Origin of the sequence: Campylobacter sp. BCW_6468 (genome assembly GCF_001762865.1) — a bacterium.
Taxonomy (GTDB): Bacteria; Campylobacterota; Campylobacteria; order Campylobacterales; family Campylobacteraceae; genus Campylobacter_D; species Campylobacter_D jejuni.
On sequence record NZ_MJXQ01000033.1, the window covers coordinates 22,667 to 40,465 of the forward strand.

The 17,799-nt window shown below is 29.2% G+C and carries 14 protein-coding genes, 1 pseudogene and 1 CRISPR repeat array (1 of these 16 running past the window's edge); of the genes and pseudogenes, 11 read left to right on the forward strand and 4 right to left on the reverse strand.

Translation table 11 applies throughout. The features are described from left to right. Window position 1: 1 nt before the first annotated feature. The 6 genes from tupC to AJ889_RS04715 all read left to right on the forward strand — a co-directional run bounded on the left by tupC (window position 2) and on the right by AJ889_RS04715 (window position 6,908). Complete coding sequence (gene tupC / locus AJ889_RS04690) at window positions 2-997, forward strand: tungstate ABC transporter ATP-binding protein TupC (protein WP_002935656.1); 996 nt, start codon at window positions 2-4, stop codon at window positions 995-997. 138 nt (window positions 998-1,135) lie between these two features. Further along, window positions 1,136-3,109, forward strand: a complete 1,974-nt coding sequence (gene acs / locus AJ889_RS04695) for an acetate--CoA ligase (RefSeq protein ID WP_070293278.1) — start codon at window positions 1,136-1,138, stop codon at window positions 3,107-3,109. 81 nt (window positions 3,110-3,190) lie between these two features. Beyond that, window positions 3,191-4,015 (forward strand): UTP--glucose-1-phosphate uridylyltransferase GalU, encoded by an 825-nt coding sequence (gene galU / locus AJ889_RS04700; protein WP_002860681.1) that lies wholly within the window; start codon window positions 3,191-3,193, stop codon window positions 4,013-4,015. Then, window positions 4,009-5,229 carry a glucose-6-phosphate isomerase gene (locus AJ889_RS04705; RefSeq protein WP_044258108.1) on the forward strand — a complete coding sequence of 407 codons (1,221 nt, stop codon included), beginning with the start codon at window positions 4,009-4,011 and terminating at the stop codon, window positions 5,227-5,229. The genes galU and AJ889_RS04705 overlap by 7 nt, the downstream gene beginning before the upstream one ends. Before the next feature lie 127 nt (window positions 5,230-5,356). Then, window positions 5,357-5,806 (forward strand): DNA starvation/stationary phase protection protein, encoded by a 450-nt coding sequence (locus AJ889_RS04710; protein ID WP_002851546.1) that lies wholly within the window; start codon window positions 5,357-5,359, stop codon window positions 5,804-5,806. Window positions 5,807-5,870: 64 nt separating this feature from the next. Next, a complete protein-coding gene (locus AJ889_RS04715) occupies window positions 5,871-6,908 on the forward strand; it encodes a DUF4143 domain-containing protein (RefSeq protein WP_002898615.1) in 1,038 nt (345 codons plus the stop codon). Here the strand turns inward: AJ889_RS04715 and AJ889_RS04720 are convergent. Genes AJ889_RS04720 through coaE form a run of 3 tightly spaced genes read right to left on the reverse strand, consistent with a single transcriptional unit; the run spans window position 6,905 to window position 8,962 of the window. Beyond that, the gene (locus AJ889_RS04720; RefSeq protein ID WP_002855377.1) at window positions 6,905-7,636 is read right to left on the reverse strand and encodes a glucosaminidase domain-containing protein; all 732 of its coding nucleotides are present in this window, start codon (window positions 7,634-7,636) and stop codon (window positions 6,905-6,907) included. The two genes, AJ889_RS04715 and AJ889_RS04720, sit on opposite strands and share 4 nt — an antisense overlap. Further along, window positions 7,611-8,360 (reverse strand): diaminopimelate epimerase, encoded by a 750-nt coding sequence (gene dapF, locus AJ889_RS04725; RefSeq protein WP_070293279.1) that lies wholly within the window; start codon window positions 8,358-8,360, stop codon window positions 7,611-7,613. The genes AJ889_RS04720 and dapF overlap by 26 nt, the downstream gene beginning before the upstream one ends. After that, entirely contained in the window at window positions 8,357-8,962 is a 606-nt protein-coding gene (gene coaE, locus AJ889_RS04730; RefSeq protein WP_002860686.1) for a dephospho-CoA kinase, read from the reverse strand. Before coaE ends, dapF begins: the two co-directional genes overlap by 4 nt. Window positions 8,963-9,022: 60 nt before the next feature. Here coaE and purM point away from each other — a divergent pair, with 60 nt between their 5' ends. Both purM and AJ889_RS04745 read left to right on the forward strand, forming a co-directional pair. Next, a complete protein-coding gene (purM, locus tag AJ889_RS04735; RefSeq protein ID WP_002860687.1) occupies window positions 9,023-10,012 on the forward strand; it encodes a phosphoribosylformylglycinamidine cyclo-ligase in 990 nt (329 codons plus the stop codon). 210 nt (window positions 10,013-10,222) lie between these two features. Next, the gene (locus AJ889_RS04745) at window positions 10,223-11,446 is read left to right on the forward strand and encodes a hypothetical protein (protein WP_032584584.1); all 1,224 of its coding nucleotides are present in this window, start codon (window positions 10,223-10,225) and stop codon (window positions 11,444-11,446) included. Window positions 11,447-11,913: 467 nt separating this feature from the next. Here the strand turns inward: AJ889_RS04745 and dcuC are convergent. Then, window positions 11,914-13,031: pseudogene (gene dcuC / locus AJ889_RS09425) on the reverse strand (C4-dicarboxylate transporter DcuC); the annotation flags it as partial. 173 nt (window positions 13,032-13,204) lie between these two features. On the opposite strand from dcuC, the gene cas9 reads away from it, so the two are divergent. The 3 genes from cas9 to cas2 are packed head-to-tail and all read left to right on the forward strand — an operon-like array spanning window position 13,205 to window position 17,469. Continuing rightward, complete coding sequence (cas9, locus tag AJ889_RS04765; protein WP_032584577.1) at window positions 13,205-16,168, forward strand: type II CRISPR RNA-guided endonuclease Cas9; 2,964 nt, start codon at window positions 13,205-13,207, stop codon at window positions 16,166-16,168. After that, a complete protein-coding gene (gene cas1 / locus AJ889_RS04770) occupies window positions 16,155-17,045 on the forward strand; it encodes a type II CRISPR-associated endonuclease Cas1 (RefSeq protein WP_032584575.1) in 891 nt (296 codons plus the stop codon). The genes cas9 and cas1 overlap by 14 nt, the downstream gene beginning before the upstream one ends. Then, complete coding sequence (cas2, locus tag AJ889_RS04775) at window positions 17,038-17,469, forward strand: CRISPR-associated endonuclease Cas2 (RefSeq protein WP_002797817.1); 432 nt, start codon at window positions 17,038-17,040, stop codon at window positions 17,467-17,469. Before cas1 ends, cas2 begins: the two co-directional genes overlap by 8 nt. 144 nt (window positions 17,470-17,613) lie before the next feature. Then, window positions 17,614-17,799: direct repeats of the CRISPR family, unit length 36 nt; unit sequence ATTTTACCATAAAGAAATTTAAAAAGGGACTAAAAC (it continues 180 nt past the right edge of the window).

Below are 17,799 nucleotides of genomic sequence, written 5' to 3' on the forward strand. Positions count from 1 at the left end.
AATGATAGAAATTTCTAATCTTTTTTTCAACTATCAAAACAAAGAAGTTTTAAAAATCAAAAATTTAAAACTTGATACAAGTAAAATTAGCATCTTAATGGGAGCGAATGGAAGTGGAAAATCTACATTTTTAAGAATATTAAAATTTTTAGAAGGAGATTTTTCAAAAAATATTTCTTATTTTGGAAATTTTAAACCTAATAATAAACAAAAGCGTGAAATTTATTTGCTTTTTCCAGAGCCTATTTTGTTAAATCGTAGTGTAAGGGCAAATTTTTTATTTACCTTAAAAACTTATGGGATTAAAGAAGATATTGAAGAACGCATAAAAGAAAGTTTGATGTTTTTAAATTTAGATGAAAGTCTTTTAAGTAAACATCCTAATGAACTTTCATCAGGACAAAGTCAAAAAATAGCTTTTGCTATAGCTTTAAGCGTAAGAGCGAAGTATTATTTACTTGATGAACCAAGTGCTTTTTTGGATAAAAATACTACACTTTTATTTAAAAAAGCTATTCTTAAAATGCATGAAAATTTCAATATAGGTTTTTTAATCGCAAGTCATGATAAACATTTTTTAGATTCTTTGGCGCAAAAAAAACTTTATTTGCACAGTGGAGAAATTTTAGAATTTGAAAATACTAATGTTTTTGAACTAGAAAATCAAGGTGTGAAATTTTGTAATTTTATAGATTTTAGTAATTGTAAAAAATATAAAGATTTTAAAAAACCTCCAAGTAAAATTGCTATTGATCCTTATAAAATTTCTTTTTTTAATTCTAAAAATATTCCAAAAAATAATTATGATTTTATTTTAGAAAAATGTTATATTATAGCACTTAGAAGTAGGAAAAGTGATGTTTTTATAAGGGTAAGTTGTATGGATAAAATTTTAGAATTTGCCTTGGAAAAACAAGAATTTTTAAGATTCGATTTAAAATTATACGAAGAACTCAGTCTTTATTTTTATGAAGATGCAATATGTTTCTTAAATTAACATACATTATAAAATTTAAATAAAATATTACAAATATTCCCATTTTTTATAAAATTTATCTTAATTATTTTTTAAATTTGTATTTCATGCAAATAAACTCTTATATAATGTTTAAAAATAACCATATAAGGAGTTTTTATGCTTAATCAAAATAATCAAGAGCTTTTTAAGCCAAGTAAAGAATTTTCTCGTAATGCTCGTATAAAAAATTTATGTGAATACTATGATTTATGCGATGAAGCCAAGGAAGATTTTGAAGGTTTTTGGAAAAGACAAGCATTTGAGAAGATTGAGTGGTTTTCGCCTTTTTCAAGAGTGCTAAATGAGGATAAAGCTCCATTTTATAAATGGTTTGAAGGTGGAACTTTAAATGTAAGTTATCAATGTCTTGATCGTCATATGAAAACAAGACGCAATAAAGCTGCTTTGATTTTTGAAGGTGAAATAGGGGATTATGAAGTTTATACTTATAGAAGATTATTGCATGAAACTTGCAAGGCGGCCAATTTGCTTAAAAAATTCGGAGTAAAAAAAGGCGATAGGGTTGTAATTTATATGCCTATGATTCCAGAAACAGCTATAGTAATGTTAGCTTGTGCAAGGATTGGGGCTATTCATAGTGTAGTATTTGGAGGGTTTTCTCCTGAAGCCTTAAGAGATAGAATTATAGATGCAGGAGCTAAACTTGTAGTAACGGCTGATGGTGCTTTTCGTCGTGGCAAACCTTATATGTTAAAACCTGCAGTAGATAAGGCTTTAAGTGAAGGGTGTGAAAGTGTAGAAAAAGTACTTATAGTTATACGCAATAATGAACCTATAGAATATATTAAAGGAAGGGACTATGTTTATAACGAACTTGTGAAAAATGAGTCTTATAAGTGTGAACCCGAAATTATGGATAGTGAGGATTTGTTGTTTTTGCTTTACACTTCAGGATCAACGGGCAAGCCAAAAGGAGTTATGCATGCAAGTGCAGGATATATACTTTGGGCACAAATGACTATGGAATGGGTTTTTGATATTAAAGATTATGATAATTATTGGTGTAGTGCTGATGTGGGTTGGATTACAGGACATACTTATGTAGTTTATGGGCCTTTAGCATGTGGAGCAACGACTATAATGCATGAAGGAACTCCTACTTATCCAAATTCTGGGCGTTGGTGGAGAATGATAGAAGAGTATCAAATAAGCAAATTCTACACTTCGCCAACTGCCATAAGAATGCTTCATGCTGATGCACCTAATGAGCCAAGAAAATATGATTTAAGTACGCTTGAAGTGCTTGGAACGGTTGGAGAGCCTATCAATCCTAGTGCTTGGAAGTGGTTTTATGATGAAATAGGGGGAACTAAAAGTCCTATAGTCGATACTTGGTGGCAAACAGAAACAGGTGGGCATATGATCACGCCTTTACCAGGCGCCACTCCTTTAAAACCAGGTTGTGCCACCTTGCCTTTGCCAGGGATTTTTGCAGAAGTTATTGATGAAGAAGGCAATAAAAAAGATGAAGGTGAAGATGGGTTGCTTTGTATAACTAAACCTTGGCCTTCGATGATTCGTGGAATTTGGGGCAATGATGAACGCTATATAGAAAGTTATTTTTCTCAAGCTAAAAAAGATGGAAAAGCTGTATATTTTAGTGGCGATGGTGCTTTTTATGATAAAAATGGTTATATTACCATCACAGGAAGAACAGATGATGTGGTTAATGTTGCAGGACATCGTATAGGAACGGCTGAAATTGAAAGCGCTATTGCTAAACATCCAAGTGTAGCAGAATCAGCTGTAGTGAGTATTTTGGATACGATTAAGGGCGAGTCATTGTTTGCTTTTGTGGTTTTAAGTCCTGCATCCAGTTGTGATCTTGGCGGAGCTATAGAAACTTTAAAAGAACTTAATGACATTTTAAGAGTAGAAATAGGACCTATAGCTAAAATAGAAAAAATTCTTTATACTCCAGGTTTGCCAAAAACTAGAAGTGGTAAAATAATGAGAAGAATTTTAAGAACTATAGCAAGAGGCGAAGAAATCAAACAGGATATTTCAACACTTGAAGATTCTAAAGTAGTAGAAACCATTGTTAAATTAGCTAAGGCAGAGTTTGAATAACAAGGCAAAAAGAACTTTGCCTTGTTGCATGAAAATTCATAAAAATAAGCTATAATGATAAAAAAATAAAAGGAAATTTTTATGCTTCAAACTTGTATTTTCCCTGCGGCAGGTTATGGGACGAGATTTTTACCTGCAACAAAAACTTTACCTAAAGAGATGTTACCTATCTTAACCAAGCCTTTGATCCATTATGGAGTTGATGAAGCTTTAGAAGCAGGAATGGAAAATATGGGATTTGTCACAGGGCGTGGAAAAAGAGCTTTGGAGGATTATTTTGATATTTCTTATGAACTTGAACATCAAATTTCAGGTACAAAAAAAGAATACTTACTTGATGAAATTCGCTCTTTGATCAATCGTTGTACCTTTACTTTTACAAGACAAAATCAAATGAAAGGCTTAGGTGATGCGGTTTTAAAAGGTAGACCTTTGGTTGGCGATGAAGCTTTTGGCGTAATTTTGGCTGATGATTTGTGTGTTAATGAAGAAGGCTTAAATGTTATGGCTCAAATGGTAAAAATTTATGAAAAATATCGCTGCACCATCATAGCTGTGATGGAAGTACCAAAAGAGCAAGTTTCAAACTATGGAGTAATTTCTGGAAATTTTGTAGAAGAAAATCTTATCATGGTTAATTCTATGATAGAAAAACCAAGTCCTGATGAAGCTCCAAGTAATCTTGCTATCATAGGAAGATATATTTTAACTCCTGATATTTTTGGAATTTTAGAAAATACTAAAGCGGGAAAAAATGGTGAAGTCCAACTTACCGACGCGCTTTTAACTCAAGCAACCAATGGTATGGTTTTAGCTTATAAATTTCAAGGAAAACGCTTTGATTGTGGAAGTGTAGAAGGCTTTGTAGAAGCGACAAATTATTTTTACGAGAAAAGTAAATGTTAAACAATACACTTTTTTTTAAGCAAAGTGAAATTCACACTATAAGTTCTTATGCAAATCGTATTAATGATGAGGTAAAAAGTGGAGATATAGGGTATTATCATCTTATTGATACAAGTTTGAATTTAATCGATGAGAGTTTGGCTTTTATCAAAGACAAAGAACACATAAAAAATATCGTTTTAGTGGGAATGGGTGGTTCAAGTTGTGGTGTAAAAGCCTTGCGTGATATGCTTTTTAATGAAAAAAGCAACCAAAGAGAACTTTTTATACTCGATAACACAAGTTCACATTCTTTTAATAAGACTTTAGAAAAAATCAAGCTTGAGGAAAGTTTGTTTTTAATCATCAGCAAAACAGGTAGTACTATAGAAGTTGTATCGCTTTTTAAACTTCTTATTGAACATTTTAAACTTGATATGCAAGAATTAAAAAAATACTTTGTTTTTATTACCGATAAGGATTCAAAACTTCATCAAGAAGGTGAAAATTTAGGTATTAAATGCTTTTTTATCCCTGCAAATGTAGGAGGTCGTTTTAGCATACTTTCAGCCGTAGGTATAGTTCCGCTTTGTTTTTGTGGCTATAATGCCAAAGCTCTTTTAGAAGGAGCTAAAGCTTGTTTTGAAGATTTTTTTACTCATAAAAAAGATGAAATTTTACAAAAAGCCTATCATTATTGCACACACAAAAATGCCAATATCAATGTACTTTTTTCATATAGTGATGCTTTTAAAGGCTTTAATGAATGGTATATCCAGCTTATTGCTGAAAGTTTAGGTAAAAAGCAAGGCTATAAACGTATAGGTTTAACTCCTATTGCACTCATTGGAGCAAGAGATCAGCATAGTTTTTTACAACTCATTATGGATGGACCTAAAAATAAAACTGTAACTTTTTTAAAAATCAAAGACGCTCAAAAAGCACCTATTATTCCTGATATTCATTTTAAATTTTTAGATTCTTTAAGTAATAAAGTCAATCTTCACGAACTTTTAAACGCTCAATGTAATGCAACTATGCATGCTTTAATCGCTGAAAATTTGAGTGTTGATGTGATAGAACTTGAAAAACTTGATGCTTGGCATGCGGGATATTTGATGTATTATTATGAACTTTTTACTTCAACTTGCGGTGTTATGCTAGGGATTAACACCTATGATCAACCTGGTGTGGAAGTTGGAAAGTTGATCTTAAAAAATATATTACATTCTTAATCAAAATTCATTAAAAAAGAGTATAATAATTTTTAAGTTAAAATTATAATAAAAATTTTTAATTAATAATAATTATTATTTAAGAATTTTATGTTATAATTTTAAAAATTAAAAAAAGGAGTTAATCATGTCAGTTACAAAACAATTATTACAAATGCAAGCAGATGCTCATCATCTATGGGTTAAATTTCATAATTATCACTGGAATGTAAAAGGTTTGCAATTTTTTTCTATACACGAGTACACAGAAAAAGCTTATGAAGAAATGGCAGAACTTTTTGATAGTTGTGCTGAAAGAGTTTTACAACTTGGCGAAAAAGCTATCACTTGCCAAAAAGTTTTAATGGAAAATGCAAAAAGTCCAAAAGTTGCAAAAGATTGCTTTACTCCGCTTGAAGTCATAGAACTGATCAAACAAGATTATGAATATCTTTTAGCAGAATTTAAAAAACTCAATGAAGCAGCAGAAAAAGAAAGTGATACCACAACAGCTGCTTTTGCGCAAGAAAATATCGCAAAATATGAAAAAAGTCTTTGGATGATAGGCGCTACTTTACAAGGTGCTTGCAAAATGTAATTTAAGGGGCTTTATGCCCCAATTATACAAACTAGGTTATAATATCCTTTTTTAAAGGATAAAATTGAAAGTACTTAATTTTTTTTATGAAAATCACCCTAAATTTGAAGTAAGTTATGAAAGAAAAAATCAAATTTCAAAACCAAATATTATCATAAAAGGCCCACGATTTTGTGGTAAAAAAACACTTATTTTTAATTTTTTATCTCAATTTAAAGCAAGTGAAATTTTGTTTTTAGATTTATATGATACACGCTTTGAAAAACAAAGTTTAGAAAGACTTGCTGATTTTTTGAATGAAAATTTACAAATTAAAATTCTTTGCCTTTATAATTTGGATTTTATCCCTAATTTAGAAAAAATTAAAATTCCCATCATCTTAAGTACAAATATAAAAGATTTAAATATAAATGGGTTTGAAGAACTTGAACTTGATTATTTTGATTTTGAAGAATTTATTAGTGTAAGTAAGAAAAATTTACCTATAAATAATTTAGTAGGTCTTTTTTTGCAAAGTGGACGCAGTAAATTTGGAGAAAAAAACATACTTCTAAGACAAAGCTTTACTCTTTTAGAATTAGAAATTTTAAAGTATTTAGCTTTAAATTTGGGTCAGCAAATCAGTATTTCTAAGATATTTATAGAACTTAAAAAAATATTAAAAACTTCAAAAGATAGTGTTTATCAAGCTATAAAAAAATTAGAAAATACTTATGTGATCTATACTTTAAAACATGATGAAAAAAAACTTCAAAAGATTTATTTTAAAGATTTTGGCCTAAGAAATAATCTTTGTATTTCAAAGGATTTTTCGCATTTATTTGAAAATTTAGTTTTAAGCGAGTTGTTTAAATTTAAAGAAGATTTTTTTTATAACAAATACTTTAACTTTTATAGCCAAATATCTAAAATTGCTTATATTTCAAGTCCAACTTTAGATATTGATTTGATTAAATTACGTGCTAAGAAAATTTTACCAAAGGCTTTAGAACTTGGAATTTTTCATGTGATTTTTATCACTCTTTCAAGCGAGGATAGTTTTTTTGAGCAAGGGGTTAAATTTGAAGTCATATCTTTTGATAAATTTTCACTTGGATTTTAGGTGTTGTTTGAGTTTGTATCGTATTTTTCAAGGTTGTATCGTTTGATGATTTTTGTAATAAGATTGATATAATATCCCTTGCGTTCAGAATAAGAATCTAAAGTTTTAATAGCCTCTAGTCCTGTTATCTCTTTGCCTTCGCTTGCAAATTTAGCTCTTGCATCGCGAAACTTTTCATAAGCAAAATGACGATTTAAATTTAAAACATAAGAGTAAACACTATCTTGCAGACTATCAAAAATCTTAATTTTATGTTTTTTATCTGGATGTCTTAAATCAGGAATTAAACCTTTCTCACCCCAAGTCCATTCTCCAAAAAGATTATTTGCTTCTCTTGCGAAGCGACTTGTACCTGTAGCACTTTCAACTAAAGCTTGGGCTATACCCATGGATTTTGGAATTTTTTGAATACGTTTTTTATATTCTGCAAAATCATAAAGATTTTCAATGCGATATTTGTTTTTTATCGTGATAAGTTTTTCAAGATTTGTTTGATTTGAAGTCCTAAAGCCTGTTTTGTAAGCATCTTTAAAAAAGGCTTCGATAAAAGCTCTTTCTTGTTCAATTTTTTTAAAGCTTTGATCAAACATTTCATTCATTTTTATAAAAAAAATTTGTCTTTTTTGATCTATATCAAGTTTGTAATATTCCTCTCCAAAGCCATTTTTTAGATCATCAGCAAAAAGTGGGATTAGAAAAAGACTAAGAAAAATTATAATTGGCTTCAAAACAATACTTTACCTTTCCTTCAAAAAACAATTCTTCATTTTTATATGTAAACCCAACCTCTTCACCACTTTTAGGAGTTATTTTAACTTTATTTTGTACTTTTTTATTTAAAAATGCCAGATAAAAACAAGCCCCCATTCCTGTGCCACAAGCTAAGGTTTCATCTTCAACTCCGCGTTCATAGGTACGAACTTTTAAATGATTTTCATCTAAAATTTTTACAAAATTAACATTGGCATTATATTTTTGTCTCATTTTTTGACAAAGTATTGTATCAAATTCATCTAAATTTTGACAAAAATGCACTAGATGTGGAACTCCAGTGTCGCAAAGTTGCCAAGTTTTTCCTAATTCTTCAAAAGTATTTTGCACGCTTTTTATTTTGCCTAAAGATACTTCAACTTTATCTTGATTTATCTTTGCTTTTATTATTCCTGCACCGGTTAAAAAACTCATGTTAGGATTTATTTTGTTAATATGATGTGCAAAATGTGCCGCAGCCCTTGAGCCATTGCCACACATAGCAGCCCTTGAGCCATCGTTATTATAAAATTCCCATTCAAAGTCGTATTTTTCATGAGGCAATATCACGATAAAGCCATCCCCACCTATGCCCTCATAACGATTGCAAAGTTCTTTAGCTAAAGCACTTCTATCTTCTTTTCTATCAGCATTTGTTATGACAAAATCATTCCCACTTGCACAATATTTATAAAATTTCACATTTTTCCTTTAGAAATTTCTTGTATTACTTTAACACATTCTTGCCTAAAATCGACATAAGAATTAGTATTTTTAATGATAAAATCTGCTTTTTTAAGTTTTTCTTCAATATCTATTTGAGAATCAAGTCTCACTTTTGCAGCTTCTAAGCTGAGCTTATCTCTTTGCATGATTCTTTTAAGGCTTAATTCTTTAGGTGTGTAAATTACAATGACTTTGCCTAAATTTTCATAAGCACCGCTTTCAAAAAAAAGAGGAATTTCTACAAAAAAAGCTTTATTTTCTTTATCTAGAATTTGCATTTGTTCTAAAATTTTAGCTCGAATTTTAGGATGAGTGAAATTTTCTAAGGTTTTTTTAGCTTCTTTGTTGTTAAAAACAATTTCTCCAAGGATTTTTCTATCGATTTTCTTTTCTTTTGTGAGTAAATTTTTTAAGTTAAAGGGAGAAAAAATCTTTTCAAGTTCTAAAGCATTTTCATCTAAAATTTTATGAGCAATTTTATCTGCGCTAATGCTTTTAAAGCCTAAAGAATTCGCTATTTCTATAAAAGTGCTTTTACCACAAGCAATTGAAGCGGTTACAAAAAAAGCATTTTTCATCTTATGCCTTATTAAAACTTTTTTCGTTAAAATACCTTTTTAGTTCTTAAAGGAAAATAAATGAAAATTTCATATGAAGATGCAGGCGTAAGTATAGATAATGGAAATGCCTTTGTAGAGGCTATAAAACCTTTGGTTAAAGAAACTTTTAATGATAATGTTGTAGGCGGAATTGGTTCTTTTGCTGGTGCTTTTAGAATGCCAAGTGGTTTTAAAAAGCCTGTGATTTTAGGTGCAACAGATGGTGTTGGTACCAAGCTTCGCTTGGCAATTGATGCTAAAAAATATGATACTATAGGGCAAGATTTAGTAGCAATGTGTGTGAATGATTTGATTTGTAATTTTGCTACGCCTTTGTTTTTCCTAGATTATTATGCTACAGCCAAGCTCGAAGTAGAAGTAGCAAAGGCTGTTGTATCAGGCATTGCCAAGGGATGTAAGATGGCAAATTGTGCATTAATCGGCGGAGAAACTGCTGAAATGCCTGGAATGTATGCAAAAGATGATTTTGATCTTGCGGGTTTTGCAGTGGGTATGGCTGAAGAAGATGAGATCGATAGAAGTAAATTTGTTAAAAATGGTGATATTTTATTGGCACTTCCTAGTTCAGGACTTCATTCAAATGGTTATTCTTTAGCTAGAAAAGTACTTTTTGAAAGTTTAAAATTAAAATTTGATGACAAGATAGGGGATAAAAATTTAATTGATATTTTATTAGAGCCTACAAGGATTTATGTGCGTGATTTTCTTACATTAAAGCCTTATATTAGTGCTCTAGCTCATATTACAGGGGGTGGTTTAGTAGAAAATTTACCACGCGTTTTGCCTCGTGGTATGGGTGCAACTATACGCAAACATCATCTTAAAACTCCTGAAATTTTTTATACTATAGGACAGGCTGTAGAAGAAAGCGAAATGTATAGAAGCTTTAACATGGGAGTGGGTTTAGTAATGGTTGTAGATCCTTCTAATGTAAGTAAGGTTTTAGAAAATTCAGATGCCTTTATTATCGGCGAAATTTGCATTAATGAAGGTATTGTTTTAGAGTGAAAACAAATTATTATGATTATTTATGTGCTAAAATGTATGTAATTTTGCCCATAAAAGCCCATAAAGACAAACTAAAATTTTATCTTTCTTATGTAAATAAGAAAGATAAAATTTTTAGAGTTAATGTGTGGAAGTGGGCGGTTTTGATAAAAATTGCCAAAGATGATAAAACGAAATATTTTTGTTCGAATGTATTAAATAAAGGGTAAAATGCACAATTTAAATGAAGCTTTGTTTCAAAAAAAGATAAAAGAAATTCGCTTAAAAGCAATAGCGAGTATTATTTGTGGGTTTTTAGGTATCATTCCTTATCTTGGAGTTTTATTTGTTCTTGCGAGTTGGATTTTATTTTTTATTGTGCTTTATGATTTAAAAATCTATGGTGGTGCTAAAAATTTGTTTAAGAATTTCCTTATTAGTGTAGGGATTGGATTTTTTGGTATTCTTGTTAATACAAGTATTTTATTTGCAATGCTAAAGCCTAGAACTGGCATTTTTGGTGGGCTTTATTTTAATCAAGATAATATTTTTATGGCTATTGCTATATTTTTAGTATTACATTTTGCTATTTTGGCTTTAATTTTTCCTTTTTTGAAAGCTTTTTACTATGAAATTGCTAGAACAACAAAGCAAAAGTATTTCACTTATGCTTTTAATACCTTTTATTTAGGGCTTCTTACTTTGATTATCGGCATAGGCTTGGTGTTTTTGCTAGCAAGTTTGGTTTTTTGGATTTTAGCGTGGGTCAAATTTAAAGAATTTGATGAGCAAGAACTTTCAAATTTAGAAGAAAGATTGGCAAAAGCACAAAAAAAGGTTTTTGATTTTGATTTAAAATGGATTAAAATCACAATGGCTTCATTTATAATTTTAAACTTGCTCGTTTTAACATTTTCGTTTATATTAGAAGTTATTAGCTTTGAAGATTTTAGGTTTTACTACACAAAAAAAACTTTATTTTACACAGCCATAATCCTAGCTTTGCTTAGTGTGTTTTTGTTTTGTAAAAAGATAAAAAATTACAAACTTTTTATTTATTTTTTCATATGGCAAGGTTTAAGTGTTTTTGGTAGTCATCTTCTTTTTATTCCTGATTTTATGGTAGATCAACCACCAGAAATTATATATGGAAGTTTAAACATAATATTAAGTCTATGCTATATTATTTTTGCTTTTTTATTTTTTAAAATTTTGATTCAAATTACAAAGGAAAAACTTTTTTATCTTATTTTTGCATTTTATGTTTGCATAAAAATTTTGATAATATTAATTTTCTTTATTTTTATGATGGTTGATAACTATTATATATTTACAAAAAGTCCTATAAAGATGCTCATAGATAATTATAAATTACTTTTTCAAGTTGTTTATTTCGTTTCATTTTTAATTGTTTGGCTTATGCTTAAAGGACAAAAAAATGTAAAAATATGTTAGAATGATGAAAAAATACTATTTTACGTAGATGTTTATTAGGATATATTCGTATGTCTTAAAGCTCTTTATGGGGTGTTAAGTAATTATAATATTTAAAAATTAAAAAATATATAGTTTATCCACATCTTCTAAAAATTTGATCATCTCTTTTTTCATTTTTTAGAGCTAGAAAACATATGAGTGAAATTGCTTTAAAGTTAGTTAGAGCAGTTGATACTAAATATTTTGATAAGAAATTTAAATAGATTGATTTTACTTAAATTAAAGACTTTTTGCCTCGTGATACAAAATTAAGTGATGAATTTTTAGTTAAATTGATATTAAATATGAAAAAATTATAAATATTAATACTTTTTCAAATTAATAGTAAATATAGAGGGTTTGATTTTTTCACAAAAGATTTGGATAGAACTTGCAAAAAACTTTCTTCAATATTTATACTTTTAAATTTTGATGCAAATCCTATTCAATATAGCATTGGCAAAATAAACTAAAAAGCTTAAAATAGCTATACTCAAAAGAATTCCAAACCATGCAAAATTTCCTGTTCCAAGATTTGAAACCGCGTTAGCAAGGATATTAACTCCACCAAGTGCTTTAATGCCTTTAGCACATACTCCAGCGGCGATGATTATGCTTACGACTGAGATAAAAATTTCAGCCATAGCCTTTTAAAATCACCATCATATCTTCGCCTAATTTTCTAACATTTCTGTGTCTTGCAAATTCAACAAGAAAAACTAAAGAAATTCTTACAAAATTTGCTATCACAACATCGAGCTTGATAGTAAAAAAATACGCTATAAATAAAAATATAACAGGTAACCAAGGAAAGAGTGTGTAAAAAGTAGGGCATTTAGGATCAATGATTTGCGGAATTTCAACTTCATCATTTAAAACACCTTTTTCTTTATCTCTTTTATCAATCCAAGCAAAATAAAAAGGAATCAAGATGGCAATAATTACAACATAGGTAATCACACTATAAATTTGGTAATTTAAAAAAGCCTTACGACATTATCACTTTGTCCTACCATATCTGCCATATTGATTGAATTTCCATCTTTTGGATCATAATCAAGTGCAATTAAAGAAAGCGCACATACAGTTGTAATAGGACGGATTTTAAGTGAGATTAAAACAGGATACATACATGCTAACAAAAGCAAAAGCAATTCAGCATAGCTAGAAATGACGATTTTTAAAGCCATTCCAACAACAAAAGTTCCACTTAAAATTAAGTATTTATTTTTTGATTTTTCCTGAGGGTTTATTTGCTAAAAAAGCAAGTTTTGCCGAAGCATTGATATGTTTCATGTAAGCAGTAAAGCCTGCCACACTCATGATAATAAGCCCTGCTCCAGAAAGCTGACTTTTAAAAGTTGCTGTGATAAAAGATAACTATCAAGTAAAACATTTAAAAGCTTGTATGTTCTCTACTTGGAGCTTTTGGTATAGGTGTTCCTGTGATATAAAAAGCAAAAATAAGCAAGATAATACCTGAAAGAAAAAATACAAAAATGGGATTGTATTTTTTGAGTATATCATAAAAATTAGCATAGGGTCTCTTGAATTTACAATAAATTGGATTTTATCTAAATTTTTAAATAAAAAATATTTTTTATTTAAAAATTACTTGTTTTTTGTATTATAAAATTAACATATATAGTTTGGTTACTGAAAAGTTTATGTTTGTTTAAAAAAATGATTTTTGTATTATAATTATACACAAATCATAAATATTAAAAAGGATCTAGTGTGGCAAGAATTTTGGCATTTGATATAGGAATAAGCTCTATTGGCTGGGCATTTAGTGAAAATGATGAGTTAAAAGATTGTGGAGTTAGGATTTTTACAAAGGCTGAAAATCCCAAAACAGGAGAATCCTTAGCCTTGCCAAGACGCCTTGCAAGAAGTGCTAGAAAACGCCTTGCTAGACGCAAAGCAAGGCTAAATCACTTAAAACATTTAATCGCAAATGAATTTAAGTTAAATTACGAAGATTATCAAAGCTTTGATGAAAGTTTAGCCAAGGCTTATAAAGGATCTTTAATTAGCCCTTATGAGTTAAGATTTAGAGCTTTAAACGAGCTTTTAAGTAAGCAAGATTTTGCAAGAGTGATTTTACATATTGCAAAAAGGCGTGGCTATGATGATATTAAAAATAGTGATGATAAAGAAAAAGGTGCGATTTTAAAAGCTATCAAGCAAAATGAAGAAAAACTAGCAAATTATCAAAGTGTGGGCGAGTATCTTTATAAAGAGTATTTTCAAAAATTCAAAGAAAATTCCAAAGAATTTACAAATGTTAGAAATAAAAAAGAAAGTTATGAACGCTGCATAGCGCAAAGTTTTTTAAAAGATGAATTAAAGCTTATTTTTAAAAAACAAAGAGAATTTGGCTTTTCTTTTTCAAAAAAATTTGAAGAAGAGGTGCTTAGTGTAGCATTTTATAAAAGGGCTTTAAAAGATTTTTCTCATTTGGTGGGAAATTGTAGTTTTTTTACCGATGAAAAAAGAGCGCCAAAAAATTCGCCCTTAGCTTTTATGTTTGTAGCACTTACAAGAATTATCAATCTTTTAAACAATCTTAAAAATACTGAAGGAATTTTATATACAAAAGATGATTTAAACGCCCTTTTGAATGAAGTTTTAAAAAACGGCACTCTAACTTATAAACAAACAAAAAAGCTTTTGGGCTTAAGCGATGATTATGAATTTAAAGGGGAAAAAGGAACTTATTTTATTGAGTTTAAAAAATATAAAGAATTTATAAAAGCCCTAGGTGATCATAGTTTAAGCCAAGATGATTTAAATGAAATAGCAAAAGATATTACCCTTATAAAAGATGAGATTAAGCTTAAAAAGGCTTTAGCAAAATATGATTTAAATCAAAATCAAATTGATAGTTTAAGCAAATTGGAATTTAAAGACCATTTAAATATAAGTTTTAAAGCCTTAAAACTTATCACTCCTTTAATGCTTGAAGGTAAAAAATACGATGAAGCTTGTAATGAGCTTAATTTAAAAGTAGCAATCAATGAAGATAAAAAAGATTTTTTACCCGCATTTAATGAAACTTATTATAAAGATGAGGTAACTAATCCTGTGGTTTTAAGAGCGATTAAAGAATACAGAAAGGTCTTAAATGCTTTACTTAAAAAATACGGCAAAGTGCATAAAATAAACATTGAATTAGCAAGAGAAGTAGGTAAAAATTACAGCCAAAGAGCTAAAATAGAAAAAGAGCAAAATGAAAACTACAAGGCCAAAAAAGACGCCGAACTTGAATGTGAAAAACTAGGCTTAAAAATAAATAGCAAAAATATTTTAAAATTAAGATTATTTAAAGAACAAAAAGAATTTTGTGCTTATAGTGGAGAAAAGATTAAAATTAGTGATTTGCAAGATGAAAAAATGCTTGAAATTGATCACATTTACCCTTATTCTAGAAGTTTTGATGATTCTTATATGAATAAAGTTTTAGTTTTTACCAAGCAAAATCAAGAAAAACTTAATCAAACCCCCTTTGAAGCCTTTGGCAATGATAGTGCAAAATGGCAGAAAATTGAAGTTTTAGCAAAAAATTTACCTACTAAAAAGCAAAAAAGAATTTTAGATAAAAATTACAAAGACAAAGAGCAAAAAGACTTTAAAGATAGAAATCTAAACGATACTCGCTACATCGCAAGGCTTGTTTTAAACTACACTAAAGATTATTTAGATTTTTTACCTTTAAGCGATGATGAAAATACAAAGTTAAACGACACACAAAAAGGCTCAAAAGTGCATGTAGAAGCAAAAAGCGGTATGCTTACATCGGCTTTAAGACACACTTGGGGCTTTAGCGCTAAGGATAGAAATAACCATCTTCATCACGCCATCGATGCAGTAATTATTGCTTATGCAAACAACTCTATCGTAAAGGCTTTTTCAGATTTTAAAAAAGAGCAAGAAAGCAACAGTGCAGAACTTTATGCAAAAAAAATTAGTGAATTAGATTATAAAAACAAAAGGAAGTTTTTTGAGCCTTTTAGTGGTTTTAGGCAAAAGGTTTTAGATAAAATTGATGAAATTTTTGTCTCAAAACCTGAGAGAAAAAAGCCAAGCGGAGCCTTACATGAAGAAACATTTAGAAAAGAAGAAGAATTCTATCAATCATACGGCGGAAAAGAAGGAGTTTTAAAAGCCCTAGAGCTTGGTAAAATCCGCAAAGTAAATGGTAAAATTGTTAAAAATGGCGATATGTTTAGAGTGGATATTTTTAAACACAAAAAGACAAATAAATTTTATGCTGTGCCAATTTATACTATGGATTTTGCTTTAAAAGTATTACCAAATAAAGCTGTAGCACGAAGTAAAAAAGGTGAGATAAAAGACTGGATTTTAATGGATGAAAATTATGAGTTTTGCTTTTCTTTATACAAAGATAGTTTGATTTTAATTCAAACTAAAGATATGCAAGAGCCAGAACTTGTTTATTTTAATGCTTTTACAAGCTCTACTGTTAGTTTGATTGTTTCAAAACACGATAATAAATTTGAAACGCTAAGCAAAAATCAAAAAATATTGTTTAAAAATGCAAATGAAAAAGAAGTAATCGCAAAAAGCATAGGAATTCAAAATCTAAAAGTATTTGAAAAATACATAGTTTCAGCACTTGGAGAAGTGACAAAGGCTGAGTTTAGACAAAGAGAAGATTTTAAAAATGAGTTACGATGAAGCTTTTAAAACACTGCTTATTAGCTCTAATGCCAAGCTAAATTTAGAGCTAAATCATCTTGTGATTAAGCAAGATGAAAATATAGCCAAATTGTTTTTAAAAGATATAAATATCATCGTTTTAGAAAGCTTACAAGCAAGCCTTAGTTCCGCACTTTTTAATGCCTTTGCAAGGCATAAAATCATCTTGCTAACCTGCGATGAAACTCATAGTATAAATGGTATTTTTACTCCTTTTTTAGGGCATTTTCAAAGTGCAAAAATCGCAAAAGAACAAATAAATGTAAGTGCTCAAAAAAAGGCTATTTTATGGCAAAAAATCATTAAAAATAAAATCCTAAATCAAGCCTTTGTTTTGAAAAAACACAATAAAATAGAGCAAAGCAATGAGCTTATAAATTTGGCCAAAAAAGTAAGCTTAAATGATAGTAAAAATATCGAAGCTGTTGCAGCGGCGCTTTATTTTAAAACTTTGTTTGGGACTTCTTTTTCAAGAGATGAGCTTTGCTTTAAAAATTCTGCTTTAAATTATGGCTATGCAATCATTAGGGCTTGTATTATTAGAGCAGTTTGTATAAGTGGGCTTTTGCCTTGGCTTGGCATTAAGCACGATAATATTTATAATTCTTTTGCGCTTTGTGATGATTTGATAGAAGTGTTTAGGGCTAGTGTTGATGATTGTGTTTTAAAGCTTAAGGGTGAAAGTGAGTTTTTAAGCAAAGATGACAAAAGAGCGTTGATTGGCAATTTACAAAGCAAAATCAATTTTGATGGGCAAAATTATCCTTTAAACAGAGCGATAAATCATTATGTGGCAAATTTTAAAAATGCTTTATTGTATGAAGATGAACTAAAGATAGTGAAATTTGATGATTGAAGATAAATTTATGCGCGTGCTTTTGATGTTTGATGTACCTACTAAAAGTAAAAAAGAGCAAAAACTAGCAAGTAAATTTAGAAACAATCTTATAAAATTAGGTTATTTTATGCTGCAATTTAGCGTTTATATGCGTATTTGCAAGGGTTTAAGTTCTGCAAAAAGTTCTATTGAAAATGTAAAAAAGATTTTGCCACCTTATGGAAATGTAAGGGCTTTAATCATCACTGAAAAGCAATTTGATAAAATGGAGCTTTTGCTTGGTGGCATAGTTTTTAATGAAAAAGTTAATAACGAAACCAATTTAACGCTTTTTGATATAGATAGTCATGGAGAATTTAAATATAAAAATTCAAATAATGAAGAAATTCAAATAAACAAAAAACAAGAAAAATATCATCAGCAAAATTTATTTGAATTTTAAAAGCGGTTTTAGGGGATTGTAACCCCGCAGAGTCCCGCAAACTCTTTATTTTAGTCCCTTTTTAAATTTCTTATGAGATTATAGCATAATTTTTGCTATTTTTCATGAAAAAACCCCGAAATTTTCATTATCTGGTAAATATCTATTTTACCATAAAGAAATTTAAAAAGGGACTAAAACAACCACTACTTTACCATATTGTGAAAAAGTATTTTACCATAAAGAAATTTAAAAAGGGACTAAAACTCCAAAGCGTTTTAAAGCATTTCCTAAAGCATTTTACCATAAAGAAATTTAAAAAGGGACTAAAACCTATATTTTCAAGCCAAT